The 19,722-nt window shown below is 57.5% G+C and carries 16 protein-coding genes; 6 read left to right on the forward strand and 10 right to left on the reverse strand.

What is annotated here, in order from left to right:
- The first annotated feature begins 14 nt into the window (after positions 1-14).
- Together iagB and QMN93_RS06890 are read left to right on the forward strand one after the other, a co-directional pair.
- Entirely contained in the window at positions 15-467 is a 453-nt protein-coding gene (gene iagB / locus QMN93_RS06885) for a type III secretion system invasion protein IagB (RefSeq protein WP_029739471.1), read from the forward strand.
- A 142-nt stretch (positions 468-609) separates the two neighbouring features.
- Positions 610-2,439, forward strand: a complete 1,830-nt coding sequence (locus QMN93_RS06890; protein ID WP_029739472.1) for a chitinase — start codon at positions 610-612, stop codon at positions 2,437-2,439.
- A 78-nt stretch (positions 2,440-2,517) separates the two neighbouring features.
- On the opposite strand, the gene QMN93_RS06895 is transcribed toward QMN93_RS06890, so the two are convergent.
- The 4 genes from QMN93_RS06895 to poxB form a co-directional block, all read right to left on the reverse strand.
- On the reverse strand, positions 2,518-3,531 hold the full coding sequence (locus QMN93_RS06895; protein ID WP_193138981.1) for an NAD(P)-dependent oxidoreductase: 1,014 nt from the start codon (positions 3,529-3,531) through the stop codon (positions 2,518-2,520).
- A gap of 92 nt (positions 3,532-3,623) precedes the next feature.
- Positions 3,624-5,060: a DUF2867 domain-containing protein gene (locus QMN93_RS06900; RefSeq protein WP_323619521.1), complete on the reverse strand. Its 1,437-nt coding sequence runs from the start codon at positions 5,058-5,060 to the stop codon at positions 3,624-3,626.
- A 10-nt stretch (positions 5,061-5,070) separates the two neighbouring features.
- Positions 5,071-6,072, reverse strand: a complete 1,002-nt coding sequence (ltaE, locus tag QMN93_RS06905; RefSeq protein ID WP_193138983.1) for a low-specificity L-threonine aldolase — start codon at positions 6,070-6,072, stop codon at positions 5,071-5,073.
- A 38-nt stretch (positions 6,073-6,110) separates the two neighbouring features.
- A complete protein-coding gene (poxB, locus tag QMN93_RS06910; RefSeq protein ID WP_193138984.1) occupies positions 6,111-7,829 on the reverse strand; it encodes a ubiquinone-dependent pyruvate dehydrogenase in 1,719 nt (572 codons plus the stop codon).
- A 151-nt stretch (positions 7,830-7,980) separates the two neighbouring features.
- Here poxB and QMN93_RS06915 point away from each other — a divergent pair, with 151 nt between their 5' ends.
- The gene (locus QMN93_RS06915) at positions 7,981-8,415 is read left to right on the forward strand and encodes a DoxX family protein (protein WP_033145069.1); all 435 of its coding nucleotides are present in this window, start codon (positions 7,981-7,983) and stop codon (positions 8,413-8,415) included.
- A gap of 90 nt (positions 8,416-8,505) precedes the next feature.
- Here the strand turns inward: QMN93_RS06915 and hcr are convergent, their stop codons facing one another.
- From hcr to aqpZ, 4 genes are all read right to left on the reverse strand, one after another.
- Positions 8,506-9,474, reverse strand: coding sequence for an NADH oxidoreductase (gene hcr / locus QMN93_RS06920; RefSeq protein ID WP_193138985.1), 969 nt, complete (start codon positions 9,472-9,474; stop codon positions 8,506-8,508).
- 10 nt (positions 9,475-9,484) lie between these two features.
- Entirely contained in the window at positions 9,485-11,137 is a 1,653-nt protein-coding gene (gene hcp / locus QMN93_RS06925; RefSeq protein ID WP_033145071.1) for a hydroxylamine reductase, read from the reverse strand.
- A 144-nt stretch (positions 11,138-11,281) separates the two neighbouring features.
- A complete protein-coding gene (locus QMN93_RS06930) occupies positions 11,282-12,181 on the reverse strand; it encodes a lysine exporter LysO family protein (RefSeq protein ID WP_033145072.1) in 900 nt (299 codons plus the stop codon).
- 178 nt (positions 12,182-12,359) lie between these two features.
- A complete protein-coding gene (aqpZ, locus tag QMN93_RS06935; RefSeq protein ID WP_033145073.1) occupies positions 12,360-13,055 on the reverse strand; it encodes an aquaporin Z in 696 nt (231 codons plus the stop codon).
- Positions 13,056-13,427: 372 nt separating this feature from the next.
- Between aqpZ and QMN93_RS06940 the strand changes: the two genes are divergently transcribed.
- The gene (locus QMN93_RS06940) at positions 13,428-15,086 is read left to right on the forward strand and encodes an ATP-dependent endonuclease (protein WP_029739481.1); all 1,659 of its coding nucleotides are present in this window, start codon (positions 13,428-13,430) and stop codon (positions 15,084-15,086) included.
- Here QMN93_RS06940 and QMN93_RS06945 read toward each other — a convergent pair.
- The gene (locus QMN93_RS06945; protein WP_064672202.1) at positions 15,083-16,039 is read right to left on the reverse strand and encodes a VirK/YbjX family protein; all 957 of its coding nucleotides are present in this window, start codon (positions 16,037-16,039) and stop codon (positions 15,083-15,085) included. The two genes, QMN93_RS06940 and QMN93_RS06945, sit on opposite strands and share 4 nt — an antisense overlap.
- 159 nt (positions 16,040-16,198) lie before the next feature.
- Here QMN93_RS06945 and macA point away from each other — a divergent pair, with 159 nt between their 5' ends.
- Positions 16,199-17,314 carry a macrolide transporter subunit MacA gene (macA, locus tag QMN93_RS06950; protein WP_032658226.1) on the forward strand — a complete coding sequence of 372 codons (1,116 nt, stop codon included), beginning with the start codon at positions 16,199-16,201 and terminating at the stop codon, positions 17,312-17,314.
- Positions 17,311-19,251 carry a macrolide ABC transporter ATP-binding protein/permease MacB gene (gene macB, locus QMN93_RS06955; RefSeq protein WP_032658224.1) on the forward strand — a complete coding sequence of 647 codons (1,941 nt, stop codon included), beginning with the start codon at positions 17,311-17,313 and terminating at the stop codon, positions 19,249-19,251. Before macA ends, macB begins: the two co-directional genes overlap by 4 nt.
- 70 nt (positions 19,252-19,321) lie before the next feature.
- On the opposite strand, the gene cspD is transcribed toward macB, so the two are convergent.
- Positions 19,322-19,543: a cold shock-like protein CspD gene (gene cspD / locus QMN93_RS06960; RefSeq protein WP_006809408.1), complete on the reverse strand. Its 222-nt coding sequence runs from the start codon at positions 19,541-19,543 to the stop codon at positions 19,322-19,324.
- Positions 19,544-19,722: the final 179 nt, after the last annotated feature.

The raw sequence follows: 19,722 nt of genomic DNA on the forward strand, positions 1-19,722 counted from the left end.
GAGCCGGACTGAAAATGAAAACGTTATTTTTATTGTTGCTGATAATAAGCCATAGCGTCTTTGCCAACTGCTGGGATAAAGCCGCCAGTTATTACCATGTGGATCCTTATCTGTTGTATGCCATTGCTAATGTTGAATCGGGAATGAATCCCAATGCGATTGGACAGAATAATGATGGAACGCGTGATGTCGGCCTGATGCAGATTAATAGTTCACATTTTTCCGAGCTGGAGCGAAAAGGCATTAATGAGTACCGGTTAATTACCGAGCCCTGCACCTCAATTATGGTTGGCGCATCGATATTATCCGGAATGATTAAAGTTTATGGCTATAACTGGGAGGCGGTCGGCGCCTATAACGCGGGTCTGAAAAAAGAGAATTACCCGCAGCGCATGGTCTATGCCCGTAAGGTCTGGAATAAATATCAGAAATTAAAACGTAGCACCCGTAACCGTTATTATTATTGATTTTTGTTTTTTGAAGAGTACCGACTGGTGTTCTTCATAAAACGAAAACTGCTCCCGGGTTTATTTATTAAATGATTAATAAATAAACCGCGAAACAAATTAACTTTTATTTACCCTTAATATAATTAAGAGGACCATTGACATGAACAAGAGAACATTACTCAGTGTTCTTATCGCGGGCGCATGTGTTGCACCGTTTATGGCTCAGGCAACCCAGCTGCAGGCCAGCAGCGAACCTTACACCGTTAAGGCCAGCGATCTGCAGAAGAAAGAGCAGGAGTTGACCAACTTCCCGCTGATGGCTTCAGTGAAGTCAACCATCCGCACGCTGGACAACAGCCTGGTGGAACAAATTGAGCCGGGTAAATCGACAAACCCGGAAAACGTCAAGCGCGTGGAAGGGATTATCAAGGCCAGCGACTGGGAATATCTCTTCCCATTGCGTGCGCCGGAATATACCTACAGCAACTTCCTGAAAGCGGTCGGTAAATTCCCGGCACTGTGCCAGACCTATACCGATGGTCGTAACAGCGATGCCATCTGCCGTAAGTCTCTGGCAACCATGTTCGCGCACTTCGCGCAGGAAACCGGCGGCCACGAGTCCTGGCGTCCGGAAGCCGAGTGGCGTCAGGCGCTGGTTTACGTGCGTGAGATGGGCTGGAGCGAAGGTCAGAAGGGCGGCTATAACGGCGAATGTAACCCGGATGTCTGGCAGGGTCAGACCTGGCCGTGCGGTAAAGACAAAGATGGCGATTTCGTTAGCTACTTTGGTCGCGGTGCGAAACAGCTCTCCTATAACTACAACTACGGCCCGTTCTCTGAAGCGATGTACGGCGACGTCCGCGTACTGCTGGACAAACCTGAGCTGGTGGCGGACACCTGGCTGAACCTTGCTTCCGCGATCTTCTTCTTCGCCTACCCGCAGCCGCCAAAACCGAGCATGCTGCAGGTTATCGACGGCACCTGGCAGCCGAACGATCACGATAAGGCGAATGGTCTGGTTCCGGGCTTCGGCGTGACCACGCAGATCATCAACGGCGGCGTGGAGTGCGGTGGCCCGACTGAGATCGCCCAGTCTCAAAACCGTATCAAATACTACAAAGAGTTCGCCAACTACCTGAAGGTGCCTGTTCCGTCTAACGAAGTGCTGGGCTGCGCCAACATGAAGCAGTTCGACGAAGGCGGTGCCGGCGCGCTGAAGATCTACTGGGAACAGGACTGGGGATGGAGCGCGGATACCCCGTCAGGCCAGACCTACTCTTGCCAGCTGGTGGGTTACCAGACGCCATTCAGCGCTTTTAAAGAGGGTGACTACACCAAATGCGTGAAGCATTACTTCAACGTCAACGTGGTGGGTGAAGACGGCACTTCCGACGGCGGTAGCGTCACGCCAGCTCCGACGCCGACCCCTGTCGACCCAACGGACGAAGGCAACACCACGCCGGTGCCGGACGATAACACCCCGGCTCCGGAAGATAATACGCCAGCGCCGGTAAACCATGCGCCGGTAGCAAAAATCGCCGGTCCGGTGGGGGCGGTTGAAGCGGGGAAATCTGTTTCTCTGAACGCGTCTGGCTCGACTGACGAAGACGGTAACCACCTGACTTATACCTGGACGGCTCCGAACGGCCAGACCGTAAGCGGCGATGATAAAGCGATTATTACGTTCAATGCACCGGAAGTGGCGGCGGCGACGCAGTACCCGATCAACCTTACCGTCAGCGACGGCGAGCTGAGCAGCACTACCACCTATACGCTGAACGTACAGGCTAAGCAGACCAACGGCGGCCAGACCGGGACTTACCCGACCTGGACCTCCAAAACCAAATGGAAAGCAGGCGATATCGTTAACAACCGCGGCCAGCTGTTCCAGTGCAAACCTTATCCGTACAGCGGCTGGTGCAATAACGCGCCGTCCTACTACGAGCCAGGTAAAGGGATTGCATGGCAGGACGCGTGGACTGCGCTGTAATCAGCAAAACAGCAAAATGACAAACGGCAACCTTCGGGTTGCCGTTTTTTTTCTCATCGTAAAAATGCAGGACCCGATCTACCGATGAAGCTTCCCGTGATCCCGCAGCCACGCCGCCGTACGCGTAATCCCTTCATCCAGCGTCACGATCGGTTTGTACCCAAGCTCGTTCTCCGCCCGCGAAATATCCAGCGTGAAATCAAAGTTAAGCTTCGATACGCCGTAATGCGTCAGCGCAGGCTCTTTGGCCGATTTACTGCCAAAACGCTCCATGCTGCGGGCAATCATATCCAGCATTGGGTAAGGGACTGAACGGATGCGGCAGTCGATCTGCAGCTCGTCAATTAAGCGCTGCACAATGCTGCGCAGCGCGCAGGGTTCGCCGTTCGTGATGTTGTAGGCGCGACCGGAGATCAGCTTATCGCAGTCCGGCTGGCTTGCCAGCCACATGGCGTGAACGGCGTTTTCGTAATAGGTCATATCCACCAGCGCATCGCCGCCGCGCGGCAGCAGCACGCTGCCGTAGTGGTGCATCATCTGCGCCAGGCGCGGAATAAACACTTTGTCGTGCGGCCCGAACAGGCTCTGCGGACGTAAGACCGTAAAGCGGGTGTGCGGGTTCGACTGTGCCAGCAGGTCAATCACCTCTTCGCTGGCCGCCTTGCTGCGGGCAAACTCACAGGCAAAGCGAGCCGGACGGAAATCTTCCTGCACGTCCCGATGGTGGTGATAGTCGAAATAGAGCGACGGTGACGAGATATGAATAAAGTTACGCACGCCCCAGGCAACGGCCCATTCGCCCAGACGACGGGTTGCCCGCACGTTGGCGAGATCGAAGGCTTCCTGGGTACCCCACGGGGAGGTGAAACTGGAGCAGTGCCACAGCGTGTCGATACCGGCAAGCATCACTTTCGCCTGCGAGGAGACCAGCTCCGTCAGGTCAGCATGGACGAACTCCGCGCCCATTTTTTGCAGCAGTTTTCCCATCGCTTCGTTGCGACCGGTAGCCCTGACGCTGATGCCCTTGTTGCGCAGAAATTCGACCGCATTTCGGCCTAAGCCGCTGGTCGCCCCGGTAACCAGTACCTTCATATCAATCCACTGTGTTGAAAAGAATTTCGTGCGCATTCTTTCGTGAATTACGGCGCTATGCAATGGGAAAGGTGAAAGAAAGAGAGTTTTATTTAGATCTTTTCCGTCTTTTGTTCTGCCCGTTGCGCAATCCGCTTTGCCATCCCGCGGAAGATAAACAGGTGGGCGGGGATCATCAACAGCCAGTAGAACAGACCCGGCATTCCGTGCGGATGCCACCAGGCGCGGACGTCCAGTTCACGACAATCGCCTTTGTCTTTCAGGGTAAAGCAGAGTCGGCCCAGCCCCGGGGCTTTCATACCGAACAGCAGCGCCAGCTGTTTTTCCGGCTCGACGATGATGACCTTCCAGCTGTCGACCGCGTCGCCCACCTCAAGATACGGGCGTGCCGGACGGCCTTTTGCCAGCCTGTGCCCCACCAGCAGATCCATTGCTCCGCGCGTTTGCCAGAGGATATTACCGAAGAAATAACCGTCTTTGCCGCCAATCTGGTTCACCACCTCCCACAGCGCGGCCAGGCTGGCGTGGGTTTTCACCGTGCAGCCCGCCTGTTTCGGGTAATAGCCGTACTCCGGCCGCCAGCGGGCAAACGCCTGAGCGTCGTAACCCCAGTCGCTGGAGTTCACCAGCTGCTCTTCTTCTTTCAGCGTATTGCGCACGGCATCGTCAAAGCGGATCAGGTCCTGGGGAATGAGTGCCCGCAGTTCGCGATCGTCCGCCAGTAAATCATGTTTGAGCCCCTGGATCAGCGCTTTGGCGGTCGTCGGCGGCACGGAGGTGATCACATTCAAAAACCACACCGAAATCCAGCGGGTCGGGAAGGGAATGGGGATCAGCCAGCGGCGGCGGCCGCTGACGCGCATGAAATGTTCGAACTGCTCCTGATAGCTCAGCACTTCAGGGCCTGCCGCCTCGAGCACGCGGTGATGCTCCGCCGGGTGATTCAGCAGGGCCACCAGATAATGCAGTAAATTCTCCAGCGCAATCGGCGTGGTGCGCGAGCGTACCCAGCGCGGCGGCGTGAGTACGGGCAGGTTGTAGACCATATCGCGCATCACTTCGAAGGCGGCGGAGCCTGCGCCGACGATGATCCCGGCGCGCAGTTCGGTGACGGGGATATTCGCCCCGCGCAGGGTGTCAGCCGTCAGCTGGCGGGCGCGCAGGTGATCGGACTGCTCGTGTTCGGGCGCCTGGAGCGAGCTTAAAAAAATGACCTGCTTCACCGGGGTTTGCAGCAGGGCGTCGCGAACGTTCATCGCCACCTGCCGCTCGTGGGCGATGAAATCCCCGCCTTCGCCCATGCTGTGTATCAGGTAGTAAAGCGTGTCGACCCCTTCCAGCAGGGCGGGAAGTTCCTTCGGCCAGTTGAGGTCAACGCTGTGGCAGGTGACGCCAGGCAAACTGAGCTTTTGCAGGCGTTCGGTGTTGCGTGCCGCTGCCAGCACCTGGTGTCCCTGCTGGCTTAACGCCGCGGTAAGATGCTCACCGATGTACCCGCTGGCGCCGAGCACCAGAATTCGTTGCGGCACGTGATGCTCCTTATCGCTGTAAAAACGCCTGCCAGTGTTTCACCACGTCCGCCAGCTGTTCGCGGCTCACGTCGAGATGCATGACCAGGCGCACGACGGGTGAGGCGTTGATCAGCACGCCACGTGATTTCATAAATTCACCCAGCGCGGCGGCGCGATCATCGCCCACGCGTACGAACAGCATGTTGGTGTCGTGGCGCATCACGTCGGCACCAATCTCGCGCAGCTGCGCCGCCATCCACGCGGCGTTGTCGTGATCGTCCTTCAGGCGCGCCACGTTATTTTTCAGGGCATACAGCCCGGCAGCCGCCAGAATACCCGCCTGACGCATGCCGCCGCCGGTCATTTTGCGCCAGCGGTTGGCGCGCTTGATGTAGTCCGCGTTGCCCACCAGCAGAGAACCCACCGGCGTGCCCAGCCCTTTAGAGAGGCAGATGGTGAACGAGTCGCAGTATTGCGCAATCTCTTTCAGCTCGCAGCCATACTCCACGATGGCGTTAAAGATACGCGCGCCGTCAACGTGCAGGCCGAGCCTGCGCTCGCGGGTGAATTCCCATGCTGCTTTCAGGTATTCGCGCGGCAGCACTTTGCCGTTGTGGGTGTTTTCGAGGCTGAGCAGCCTGGTGCGGGCGAAGTGAATATCGTCAGCTTTGATTTTCGCCGCGACCTTATCGAGCGGCAGGGAGCCGTCCGGCGCGGCGTCAATCGGCTGCGGCTGAATGCTGCCGAGCACCGCCGCGCCGCCGGCTTCGTAGAGATAGTTATGCGCGCCCTGGCCGACGATATACTCTTCCCCGCGCTCGCAGTGGCTGAGCAGCGCCACCAGGTTAGCCTGCGTGCCGGTTGGCAGAAACAGGGCCGCTTCCTTGCCGCTCAGCTCTGCCGCGTAACGCTGCAGTTCGTTAACCGTCGGGTCATCGCCGTAGACGTCATCCCCGACCGGGGCGGTCATCATCTCTTCGAGCATGGCGCGGCTCGGGCGGGTTACGGTATCGCTGCGTAAATCAATCATTTCACATCCCTTTATTTTAAGAGGTCATGCGAAATGTTTTACCTGAGCCAGTTGGTTTTTGCCAGTTCGATCACCTCGTCGCCGCGCCCGCTGATGATGGCGCGCAGCATATACAGGCTAAAGCCTTTGGCCTGTTCAAGCTTGATCTGCGGCGGGATCGCCAGCTCTTCTTTGGCGACGACGACATCCACCAGCACCGGACCGTCGATGGAAAACGCGCGCTGCAGGGCTTCGTCCACCTCTGAGGCTTTCTCCACGCGAATGCCGGTGATGCCGCAGGCCTCGGCGATGCGCGCGAAGTTGGTGTCGTGCAGCTCGGTGCCGTCCGTGAGATAGCCTCCGGCCTTCATCTCCATCGCCACGAAGCCCAGCACGCTGTTGTTGAAGACTACAATTTTCAACGGCAGCTTCATCTGCACCACCGACAGGAAATCCCCCATCAGCATGCTGAACCCGCCGTCGCCGCACATCGCCACCACCTGACGCTCCGGGGCCGTCGCTTTTGCGCCCAGCGCCTGCGGCATGGCGTTGGCCATCGAGCCGTGGTTGAACGAGCCGAGCAGTCGACGCTTGCCGTTCATCTTCAGATAGCGTGCCGCCCAGACGGTTGGCGTGCCCACGTCGCAGGTGAATATGGCGTCGTCGTCAGCGAAATGGCTGATCTGCTGCGCCAGATACTGCGGGTGAATGGCTTTGTCGCTCGGTTTGGCGAGGTCGTCCAGCCCCTTGCGGGCGTCGCGATAGTCGCTCAGGGCTTTATCAAGGAACTTGCGGTCCGTTTTTTCTTCCAGCAGCGGCAGCAGGGCGGAAAGGGTAGATTTGATATCGCCCACCAGCGCCATATCAACCTTGCTGTGCGCGCCGATGCTGGCCGGGTTGATATCAATCTGAATGATTTTCGCATCCGTCGGGTAGAACGCGCGATACGGGAATTGGGTGCCGAGCAGGATCAGCGTGTCGGCGTTCATCATGGTGTGGAAGCCGCTGGAGAAACCGATCAGACCGGTCATCCCCACATCAAAGGGGTTGTCGTACTCGACGTGCTCTTTGCCGCGCAGGGCGTGGACAATAGGGGCCTTAAGCTTACCCGCAAATTCAAGCAGCTCCTTGTGCGCGCCCGCGCAGCCGCTGCCGCACATCAGGGCGATATTGCTGGAGTAACGCAGCAGCTGAGCCAGCTTTTTCAGCTCCTCTTCCGCAGGCCTCACCACCGGCTGTGGGGCGTGATACCAGTGGGTGCTGGCCCCTTCTGGCGCAGCCTTGAGGGCCACATCGCCCGGGATAACGACTACAGAAACGCCGCGGTTCAGCACGGCCTTGCGCATGGCGATCGCCAGCACCTGCGGGATCTGCTCCGGGGATGAAACCAGTTCGCAATAGTGGCTGCATTCACGGAACAGCTCCTGCGGATGCGTCTCCTGAAAATAGCCGCTGCCGATTTCGGAAGAGGGGATATGGGCGGCAATCGCCAGCACCGGCACGTGATTGCGGTGACAGTCAAAGAGGCCGTTGATCAGATGCAGGTTGCCGGGACCGCACGATCCGGCGCAGACGGCCAGTTCCCCCGTGATCTGTGCTTCAGCGCCTGCGGCGAAGGCGGCAACCTCTTCATGGCGCGTGGGCATCCATTCGATGGTCTTCATCTTGTTGAGGCTGTCGCTAAGTCCGTTCAGGGAATCGCCGGTTACGCCCCAGATACGTTTCACGCCAGCCTGTTCGAGCGTTTTCGCTATATATGCAGCCACGGTTTGTTTCATGGTTGTCCGTCTCCTTTTTGTGATATCGCTTACAAGCTTAGAAGAAAGTCTCCGTATTGCCCGTCGCATCCCCCCAATTAAAAGGTGCTTTTCATGCGCAATTATTCGGCATAATCTGGTGCTACCTCAGTAAAAACAGGAAGTATTTCAAATGGTTAAATCATTGTTAATCGCTGTTAATGAAAAGCTATCGTGCGACGATCTTGGCAAACTCTTGTTACGACTTGCCGTCGGCGGGCTGATGCTATTTCACGGTTTGCACAAGCTTTTTGGCGGCGTGGGCTTTATCAGCGGCATGCTGGTGGAGAAAGGGCTGCCGGGGTTTATCGCCTACGGCGTGTTGGTTGGCGAAGTGGTGGCACCGATCCTGATTATTGTTGGGCTCTTTACGCGCCCGGCCGCGCTGGTGCTGGCCTTTACGATGATTGTTGCGTGGCTGATGGTGGGAATGGGGGAAACGCTCGCCCTCGATAAGGTAGGCGCATGGGCGATTGAAAGCCTGGTGTACTTCTTTATCGGCTCGCTGGCGGTCGCGTTTTTAGGGGCGGGGCGGTTTGCGCTGGGTAAAGCGCCCGCGTGGCGGTGAGGTTGTCGTAGGTCGGGTAAACGCAGTGTCACCCGACAAAAAGCCCGGTGGCGCTAACGCTTACCGGGCCTACGATCGAACGTTTACCGTTTATGCGAGGACGAGATCGCCCTGTGGATGGCATGAGCATGCCAGCACGTAACCCTCGGCAATTTCCGCGTCGGACAGCGTCATGGTGCTGGTGACGGTGTACTCCCCGGAAACCACCTTCGTCTTACAGCAGCCGCACACGCCCGCACGACAGGCAGCCACTACCGGCACCTGGTTGCTTTCCAGCGCCTCCAGCAGCGTGGTCCCCACGCGGCCAAAGAAGGTCTGCGCAGGCTGCAGTTTGTTGAAGGTAATGCCGCTGGTTGCCGCTTCCGCCACCGGCGTGAAGAACTGCTCTTTGAAGAAGCGGGTCACGCCAAGCGCTTTCACCTCTTTCTCCACGATATCCATGTACGGCGCCGGGCCGCAGGTCATCACGGTGCGGTTCGCGATATCCGGTACGCTTTGCAGCAGCTCGCGGCTCAGGCGACCGGGCACAAAGCCGTGGGTCGCGTTGTGCTCCGCCACCAGCGTCACCGGATAATCACGCCATTCCCCGGCAAAAATCACATCTTCCGGGGAACGGACGCTGAAGATCGACTGCACATCGGCCTGCGGGCGATTTTTTGCCAGCCAGCGGCGCATCGACATAATTGGCGTTACGCCACAGCCCGCCGCCAGCAGCAGGAATTTATCGTCCGTCTTATCGTCACAGGTGAATTCCCCCTGCGCGTCGGACAGCCAGATATAATCCCCGCGCTTGACGTCCCGCGTCAGCCACTGAGAGCCCGCGCCGTCGTCAATGCGGCGGACGGTGAGCGTAATGTACTCGCTCACGCCCGGCGTGGAGGAGATCGTGTAGGCGCGCAGCGTATCCGCTGAATTGCGAACGCTGACCAGCGCGTACTGGCCTGCACGGTACGGATAGTAGTCATGGCACAGCAGCGACAGCGTCCACACATCCGGCGTCTCCTGATGGATGTGATGAACCTGCATCCGCCACGGACATTGTGAGGTTGGCATGGTCATGAATTACTCCTTACGCGCTCAGCAGCTGTTTCATATCATCTTCAACGTTGGTCACGGAACGCAGGCCGAATTTCTCGTTCAGCACCGCCAGCAGGTCCGGCGTCAGGAAGCCAGGCGCGGTCGGGCCGGTCACGATGTTGGTGACGCCGAGCGAGAGCAGGGTCAGCAGGATGACAATCGCTTTCTGCTCGAACCATGACAGCACCAGCGACAGCGGCAGGTCGTTCACGCCGCAGCCCAGTTTCTCCGCCAGGGTGACCGCCAGAATGATGGCCGAGTAAGCATCGTTACACTGGCCCGCATCGATCAGGCGCGGCAGACCTTCGATGTCGCCGAAGTCCAGCTTGTTGAAACGGTATTTGCCGCACGCCAGGGTCAGGATCAGGCAGTCTTCCGGCACGCTGGTGGCGAAATCGGTGAAGTAGTTACGCTCGCCGCGCGCGCCGTCGCAGCCGCCGACCAGGAAGATGTGGCGCAGCTTTTCACGGCTGACGAGATCGATCAGCGAATCAGCGGCACCCAGCAGGGTTTCACGACCGAAGCCGACGGTAATAAGGTGCGGGATCTCGCTGTACGGGAAGCCTGCCATCTGCTGCGCCTGGGCGATAACCGGACCGAAATCGTCACCTTCAAGATGGCTCACGCCCGGCCAGCCGACGATGCTGCGGGTCCAGATGCGGTCATCGTACGCGCCGACGGTCGGGTCGATGATGCAGTTAGAGGTCATCACAATAGGGCCAGGGAAGCGGGCGAACTCCACCTGCTGGTTCTGCCAGCCGCTGCCGTAGTTACCGATCAGATGCTTAAATTTACGCAGCTCCGGGTAGCCGTGCGCCGGCAGCATTTCGCCGTGGGTATAAACGTTAACGCCGGTACCTTCGGTTTGCTTCAGCAGGTTGTAGAGATCTTTCAGGTCGTGACCGGAAATCAGAATGCACTTGCCTTCGGTTGCCTTGACGTTGACCTGCGTCGGCGTCGGGTGGCCGTAGGTGCTGGTTTCACCGGCATCCAGAATGCTCATCACGCGGAAGTTCATCTGGCCAATTTCCATTGAGCACTCAAGCAGGGCGTTCATATCGGCAGGCCAGGTGCCCAGCCACGCCATGATTTTGTGGTACTGGGCATAAATCTCATTGTCGTACTGACCCAGAACGTGCGCGTGCTCCATATAGGCCGCAGCGCCTTTCAGGCCGTACAGGCACAGCAGGCGCAGGCCGAGAATGTTCTCGCCAATCGCCGCTTTGTCTTTATTCGGGGTGAATTCTGCCGCCTGACGCTGGAGGTCGCCCAAATCGTCGCTGACCAGCTGAAGTTCTGACATCGGGTTTTCCACGCGAGCGGAGGCATCCGCCTTCAGGCACTGGGCTTTCAGCGCCTCACGCAGGGCAATCGCTTCGCGGGCGTAGCCGACAATGCGCGGAGAGTCGAAGTTAACGTTGGTCAGCGTGGAGAAAAACGCGCGCGGGGCGAAGCTGTCGACGTAGTGGTCGACAATGCCGTATTCGCGGGCTTTGAACGCCCATGCGGAAAGGCCTTGCAGAGCCGCAATCAGCAGGTCCTGCAGGTCAGATGTTTCTGCGGTTTTGCCGCACATACCCTGTGCGTAAGAGCAGCCATTGCCTGCCGGGGTACGGATGGTTTGTTCACATTGCACACAAAACATAATCACACCTGTTAAAGTTATATTTGATATACATGTTTAAGGTTATGCCTGTGCCAGAACGGAGAAAAGGGCTTTCTGCTACAAAATAGAGGGAGATTGATTTAGCGCAATTTTGGCGGCAGGAAACCTACCGCCAAAGAAGTATCAGGCAGAGAAGAAGGCCATCAAGACCGGAACCAGCAGGCTTAAAATAAAGCCGTGCACGATAGCCGCGGGCACCATCTCCAGCCCTCCGGAGCGCTGGAGTACCGGTAGGGTAAAGTCCATCGACGTTGCGCCGCACAGGCCCAGCGCGGTAGAACGGCTGCGGCGAACCAGGCTCGGGATCAGCATGATGGCAATCAGCTCGCGCGCCAGATCGTTAAAGAAGGCGGCGCTGCCGATCACCGGTCCGAATGATTCGGTCAGCAGAATACCGGAGAGCGAATACCAGCCAAAACCGGACGCCATCGCCAGGCCGGTTTTCAGCGGCAGATCGAGAATAAAGGCGTTGATGACGCCCGCCACCATTGAACTGGCAACAACCATAACCGCAACCATCATTCCCCGACGGTTGAGGACAATTTGTTTCAGCGTCATGCCATTATTTCGCAGCTGAATACCGATCAGGAACAGCAGGAAGATCAGCGTATATTCACTGGCCTCAGTCGCGTGCTGTAAAAATGCCCAACCGGTCAGCCCAAGAAGAAAACCGAGCACCACGACGCCGCATAATTTTAATGATTCAAGCGCCATTGCAATTCGTGAAGGGAGTTTTTCCTGATGATGGTGATTTTTCCATGGAATAGTGCGTTCCAGCCACAGCAGCGCGGCAATATTGCACAGCAAAATAACCACTACGGTGACGACAGAATAATGGAGGATGGAGAGTAAATTCGCCGATAAGTTGTCCAGAAATGCCAGGCTAATCCCCATAAAGAAAAGAATAACGTAGACAATCCAGCTCAGGAATCGATTAATGAGCCTTAATGCGGATTCACGATGCAGCGGAATAAGATAGCCCACGATCAAGGGCAGCAAAATGATGAGGAGTCCTGAAAACATGAACAGCCGGTCCTTTTTGAGTATCGGTTAAGCGCCAATGACACTACCCAATAAAGGCTGTTCAGTAAAGCGGCAAAAGAAAGCCGGGCGGCTACGCCTTACCCGGCTTGTGTCTACGTGGGGTGTACGGCCTGTAGTCCTCACCCCGGACCTCTCCCACGGGGAGAGGGAGGAAAGATTAATCGCGTTTTTCCAGCAGGGTGCGATACAGCACGCCACCCAGAATACCGCCGATAACTGGCATCACCCAGAACAGCCACAGCTGCTCAAGCGCCCAGCCGCCCTGGAAGATGGCGACGGCGGTACTGCGTGCCGGGTTAACGGAGGTGTTGGTGACCGGAATAGAAATCAGGTGGATAAGCGTCAGCGCCAGACCAATGGCAATCGGGGCAAAACCGGCCGGGGCGTGTTTGTCCGTTGCGCCGTGGATCACCAGCAAGAAGCCGGCGGTAAGCACGATTTCAATCACGATGGCAGACAGCATGGAGTAGCCGCCCGGAGAGTGTTCGCCAAAGCCGTTAGAGGCAAAGCCGCTGGCCGCCGCGTCGAAGCCGGCTTTACCGCTGGCAATCACGTACAGAACGCCCGCCGCGATAATACCGCCAACCACCTGCGCCACAATATAGCCAATCACGTCTTTCGCCGGGAAACGGCCGCCCGCCCATAAACCTAACGTCACTGCCGGGTTAAAATGACCGCCGGAAATATGTCCCACGGCAAACGCCATGGTTAATACGGTTAAACCAAAAGCCAGCGCAACGCCGACAAAACCGATACCTAATTCCGGGAATGCTGCTGCCAGAACGGCGCTACCGCAGCCACCAAATACCAGCCAGAATGTACCAAAGCATTCTGCTGCCAATTTTCTAAACATAACCACCTAAAATAATTATCCGCACGCATTCCCGCGCGCGGGATATATCGCCATAAAGGGATGACGACTCAAAGAGCCCGTATTTTAAAAACCAACAACACCCCTTCGCCACTTAAATAAATTCGATTAATTTGATTTAAGGCAATGTGATGTCAATCCTTGTTCAAACTGGAGGTAAATAAAGCATAGTCCAATTTGCGGGCGGTAGTATCTTGCGAGATGTGGGTTATTTCAAATGAAACCTGATGGATAAATTCTGAATTTTTCGTGCTTCCGCCAGGTTATGGAGGCGGATTGCAGTGTCAAGCCCGTCTGCATCCCGCTATACTGCTGATAACTTGAAGGAAAAAGTGATCATATCGCGGGGGATTTATGCTTCTCGAACGTGTGGAAATTGTTGGGTTTCGCGGTATTAACCGCCTGTCGCTGCAGCTGGAGCAAAACAACGTCCTGATCGGCGAGAACGCGTGGGGTAAGTCCAGCCTGCTGGATGCGTTGACGCTACTGCTTTCGCCCGAGGACGATCTGTATCACTTCGTCCGCGACGATTTCTGGTTCCCGCCCGGCGACGTGACGGGGCGCGAGAAGCACCTGCATATCATCCTGACGTTCCGCGAATCCGAACCCGGACGTCACCGCGTGCGTCGCTTCCGCCCGCTGTCACCCTGCTGGGTGCCGTGCGATGACGGTTTCCACCGGATTTTCTATCGGCTGGAAGGCGAGATGGCGGAGAACGAAGGGGTACTCACCCTGCGTGATTTTCTCGATGAGAAAGCCAACCCGATCCCGCTGGACAATATCGACGATCTGGCCCGCCACCTGATCCGCCTGACGCCGGTATTACGCCTGCGCGATGCGCGCTTTATGCGGCGTATTCGTAACGGTACCGTACCCAATATGCCGGAAGTGGAAGTCACCGCCCGCGAGCTGGATTTTCTGGCCAGAGAGCTGGTGTCGCGTCCGCAGAATCTGACCGATGGCCAAATTCGTCAGGGGTTGTCCGCAATGGTGCAACTCCTTGAGCACTATTTTTCCGAGCAGGGCACGTCGGAATCGCGCCACCGTCTGATGCGCCGCCGCTCTCATGATGAGCAGCGAAGCTGGCGTTACCTCGACATCATTAACCGGATGATCGACCGGCCCGGCGGTCGCACCCATCGGGTGATTCTGCTGGGGCTGTTTTCAACGCTTCTGCAGGCCAAAGGCACCGTTCGTCTGGACCGGGACGCCCGGCCGCTGCTGCTGGTGGAAGACCCGGAAACGCGCCTGCATCCCATCATGCTCTCCGTAGCATGGCATCTGCTGAACCTGCTGCCGCTCCAGCGCATCACGACCACTAATTCCGGGGAATTATTATCGCTGACGCCGGTAGAACACGTCTGTCGCCTGGTGCGTGAATCCTCCCGCGTCTCCGCTTTCCGGCTTGGGCCGGGCGGTTTGAATGCGGAAGACGGGCGGCGCATCGCGTTTCATATTCGCTTTAACCGGGCGTCGTCGCTCTTTGCCCGCTGCTGGCTGCTGGTGGAGGGGGAGACGGAAACCTGGGTCATCAACGAACTGGCGCGCCAGTGTGGCCACCATTTTGATGCGGAAGGCATTAAGGTGATCGAATTCGCCCAGTCGGGATTAAAGCCGCTGATAAAATTTGCACGCCGGATGGGGATCGAGTGGCACGTGCTGGTAGACGGTGATGAGGCGGGTAAAAAATATGCCTCGACCGTGCGGAGCCTGCTGAATAACGAGCGCGAGGAAGAGCGCGACCATTTAACCATGCTCCCCGCGATGGACATGGAACACTTTATGTATCGTCAGGGGTTCGACGACGTCTTCCACCGCATTGCCATGGTACCGGTCGATGTCCCGATGAACATGCGGCGGGTGATCGCCAAAGCCATTCACCGTTCGTCAAAACCGGATTTAGCCATTGAAGTGGCGACGGAAGCGGGCAGGCGGGGCGTGGAGGCGGTACCGACCCTGCTGCGGAAGATGTTCTCCCGCGTGCTGTGGCTGGCACGCGGGAAAGCGGATTAGCGTTGGGTCGCCTGTTTCATCTGCTGAATCAGGCTATCCAGCAGCGCGTAGCGGCGGCGATATTCGGAGCGTTTTTTGCTGGCGATCTCTTCCATCGGTTTACGCGGCATGACGAGCGGCAGCATAAAATTACCGTTCTCCTGCTTTTCACCGCCGATGGAGAGCCAGAAACTGTCGTAATCGGCCAACAGTTTGCCCTCTTTTTTCTTGCGGTAGCGCCAGCTGCGATAAATATGGGTATCGTTACTGACGGCGACAATCTGCTCTACCGGGAACGCGGCGCCGAGCGTCATTGCGGCCTCGACCAGCAGACGTTTCGGGAACAGACCGTGGCAGGCTTTCGTCGCACCCTGGATCAGCTCGTGGGGAACATGCGCTTTTGCGCCCTGTAAACCGCCAATGAACAGCGTCGATTTTCCCTCAAACTGGCATAGCGTAAAGGTCATCTCCGCCAGCGCCGTATTTTGACTGTCACAGAAAACGAGGGTAGCTTCTCCCTCTTTATCCATAAACGCGTCGGCACACAGGCGGACGGTAAATTGCTGTTCATCTTTTCCGGTTAAGGTCAGCAGGGACACGCCCTGCTTTGAAAGGTAACCCTTTGTCAGCGTCGCCGGCAGCTGGCGGCACATCATCTGATAGTGCCAGGACAGCGATTCCAGCACACGTTGTCGATCCATATTGACCGTTAACCACGGACGATGAAGGCGGCAGGGCAGCCCTGGCTGAACCTGGAGCATTTGCATCAGGTGCGGATGTTTCGCAAGATCAGACAGCAGGCGAGCGGTGCTGAGCGGTGTCGCCAGTGAACGCAGCATGAACTTGCGTCGATAGGCGGTTTTTTCCCATGCCAGCCCGGGTGCGATCTCACCGAAAGCCAGGTTTTTGAAGAGCTGCCAGCCGGATTTTGGCTGCGGCAGGTTTGAAAGTGATGTATCGACGATAGAAGACATGGTAGATCCTGATCCTTTTGGAATATCGCTATTTCAGCAGGAGAAATGTCAACGTCTCGTAAACAAATTAGGACGATTTCGGAGAACAGGGCTTTCGTTGAAGAGTCGTTTAGTTAGAATCAACGCTTATCATTGCCAGAACATTTATTTGGAATATTTATGAACCTCAAGGGAAAACGCAGAACGCTGTTTCTGCTGCTGGCGGTCGTGGTTTTAGCCGGTGGGTACTGGCTATGGCAGGTGCTGAATGCGCCGGTGCCGCAGTATCAGACGCTGATTGTTCGCCCGGGCGAACTGCAGCAAAACGTCCTCGCGACGGGCAAGCTTGACGCGCTGCGCAAGGTTGACGTCGGCGCTCAGGTCAGCGGCCAGTTGAAAACGCTGTCGGTTGAGATTGGCGACAAGGTGAAAAAAGGCCAGCTGCTCGGCGTTATCGATCCTGAGCAGGCTGAGAACCAGATCCGCGAGGTGGAAGCCACGCTGATGGAGCTGCGCGCGCAGCGTGCCCAGGCTCTGGCAGAACGTAACCTGGCTCAGGTAACGTTGACCCGTCAGCAGGCGCTGGCCAAAACCCAGGCTATTTCGAAACAGGATTTAGATACTGCCACCACTGAACTGGCGGTGAAACAGGCGCAAATTGGCACGATTGACGCGCAGATCAAACGCAATCAGGCTTCGCTGGATACGGCAAAAACCAACCTCGACTACACCAAAATCGTCGCGCCGATGGCGGGCGAAGTGACCCAGATCACCACGCTGCAGGGCCAGACGGTGATTGCCGCGCAGCAGGCGCCGAACATTCTGACGCTGGCGGACATGAGCACCATGCTGGTCAAAGCCCAGGTCTCAGAGGCGGATGTGATCCATCTTAAGCCGGGGCAGAACGCCTGGTTTACGGTGCTTGGCGACCCGCAGACGCGCTACGAAGGCGTGCTGAAAGACATTCTGCCGACGCCGGAAAAAGTTAACGACGCTATCTTCTACTATGCCCGCTTTGAGGTGCCAAATCCGCAGGGCGTGCTGCGTCTGGACATGACCGCACAGGTGCATATCCAGCTGACCGGCGTGAAGAACGTGTTGACCATTCCGCTCTCTGCGCTCGGCGAGTCCGCCGGGGAGAGCCGTTATAAAGTGAAAGTGCTGCGCAACGGCGAAACGCGCGAGCGCGAGGTCGTGATCGGCGCGCGCAACGACACCGACGTGGTGGTGGTGAAAGGTCTGGAAGAGGGCGAGGAGGTTGTTGTCAGCGAAAGCCTGCCCGGAGCCGCTAAATGACGGCGCTGCTTGAGCTGAATAACATTCGTCGCAGCTATCCGTCAGGCGACGGTCCGGTGGAAGTGCTGAAGGGCATCTCCCTGCGCGTGGAAGCGGGCGAGATGGTGGCGATTGTCGGGGCATCGGGTTCCGGTAAATCGACGCTGATGAACATTCTCGGCTGTCTGGATAAACCGACCAGCGGTACCTATCGCGTGGCCGGGACGGATGTCTCCACGCTGGACGGCGACGCGCTGGCGAAGCTGCGCCGGGAACACTTCGGCTTTATCTTCCAGCGTTACCATTTGCTTTCTCACCTGAATGCGGCGCAGAACGTGGAAGTGCCTGCGGTGTATGCGGGCGTCGAGCGGAAAAAGCGCCTTGAGCGCGCGCAGATGCTGCTGACGCGTCTGGGGCTGGCGGAGCGGGTGGAGTACCAGCCCTCGCAGCTGTCCGGCGGCCAGCAGCAGCGCGTGAGTATTGCCCGTGCGCTGATGAACGGCGGGCAGGTGATCCTCGCGGATGAACCGACTGGGGCGCTTGACAGCCATTCCGGCGAAGAGGTGATGGCGATCCTTCACCAGCTTCGCGATCAGGGCCACACTGTCATCATTGTTACCCACGATCCGCAGGTGGCGGCGCAGGCGGAACGCATTATTGAGATCCACGACGGCGAGCTGGTCAGCAACCCGCCGCCGCGTGAGTCCAGGGCTGCGGCGCCGAAAGAAGCGCTGCCGGCATCAACCGGCTGGGGACAGTTCTCCAGCGGCTTTCGCGAAGCGCTGACCATGGCCTGGCTGGCGATGGCAGCCAATAAAATGCGCACCCTGCTGACGATGCTCGGCATCATTATCGGTATCGCCTCGGTGGTGTCGATCGTGGTGGTGGGCGACGCGGCGAAGCAGCTGGTGCTGGCCGATATTCGCGCCATTGGCACCAATACCATTGACGTCTATCCCGGCAAAGACTTTGGCGACGACGAGCCGCAGTATCAACAGGCGCTGAAATACGACGATCTGGCGGCGATTCAGAAGCAGCCGTGGGTGAACTCCGCCACGCCTGCGGTTTCGCAGAACCTGCGTCTGCGCGTGGGCAATGTTGACGTGGCCGCCAGCGCTAACGGCGTCAGCGGAGACTACTTCAACGTCTACGGCATGACCTTCAGCGAAGGCGCTACCTTCAACGCCGAGCAGCTGGCGGGAAGGGCGCAGGTGGTGGTGCTGGACGCGAACTCGCGCAGGCAGCTCTTCCCCAATAAAGCCAACGTGGTAGGCGAAGTGATCCTGGTCGGCAACATGCCTGCCACTGTCATCGGCGTGGCGGAAGAGAAGCAGTCGATGTTTGGCAGCAGTAAGATCCTGCGCGTCTGGCTGCCCTACACCACCATCTCAGGGCGGATTATGGGGCAGTCATGGCTCAACTCCATCACCGTACGCGTGAAGGAGGGCTACGACAGCGCGCTCGCCGAACAGCAGCTTGAACGGCTGTTAACCCTGCGCCACGGGAAGAAAGATTTCTTCACCTGGAATATGGACGGCCTCTTGAAAACGGCGGAAAAGACCACACGTACTCTTCAGCTGTTCCTCACGCTGGTGGCGGTGATTTCGCTGGTCGTCGGCGGCATCGGGGTGATGAATATCATGCTGGTGTCGGTAACCGAACGTACCCGGGAGATCGGCATTCGCATGGCGGTCGGCGCCCGGGCCAGCGACGTGCTGCAGCAGTTTTTGATTGAAGCGGTGCTGGTGTGTCTGGTCGGCGGGGCGATGGGCATTGCGCTCTCGATGATGATCGCGTTTGCGCTCCAGCTCTTTTTACCCGGCTGGGAGATTGGCTTCTCGCCGGTTGCCATTATCACCGCGTTTTTGTGTTCGACCTTTACCGGCATTTTGTTTGGCTGGTTGCCCGCCCGCAACGCGGCGCGGCTGGATCCGGTGGACGCGCTGGCTCGGGAATAACCCGAAAATAAAAATGCCAGCCGATCGGGCTGGCATTTTGACTGCGGGATGTACACAATAAAACAGAGAGCTATGCAACCGTCTCTGCTTCAACGGGTACGATTAGGCTTGCATGATTGCCTTTTGGTCCCTGATGTACATCGAACCGGACGGACTGCCCGGCTTTGAGCGTTCTGTAACCATCCATCTGAATGGTGGAATAGTGAGCGAAGATATCCTCGCCGCCGCCTTCGGGGCAGATGAAGCCAAACCCTTTGGCGTTGTTGAACCACTTAACAGTACCCATTTCCATGCTTCGACATCCTTCGTAAATCTTATAAGTTAAGATGGAATGAACCGGTGGTGGAGTGGGGGCTGTTCAAAACCTCGCCATCTCACGCTTGTACAATTTAGAGAAACGAAAGAAGTCGTCAAGCGTTTGGCGCTGGAGATGGGACAATAATCAACCAAAGTTTGAAGCAGTTAACGCTA

This window comes from Enterobacter sp. R-1.6.2 (assembly GCF_035064085.1).
Taxonomy (GTDB): Bacteria; Pseudomonadota; Gammaproteobacteria; order Enterobacterales; family Enterobacteriaceae; genus Enterobacter; species Enterobacter asburiae_B.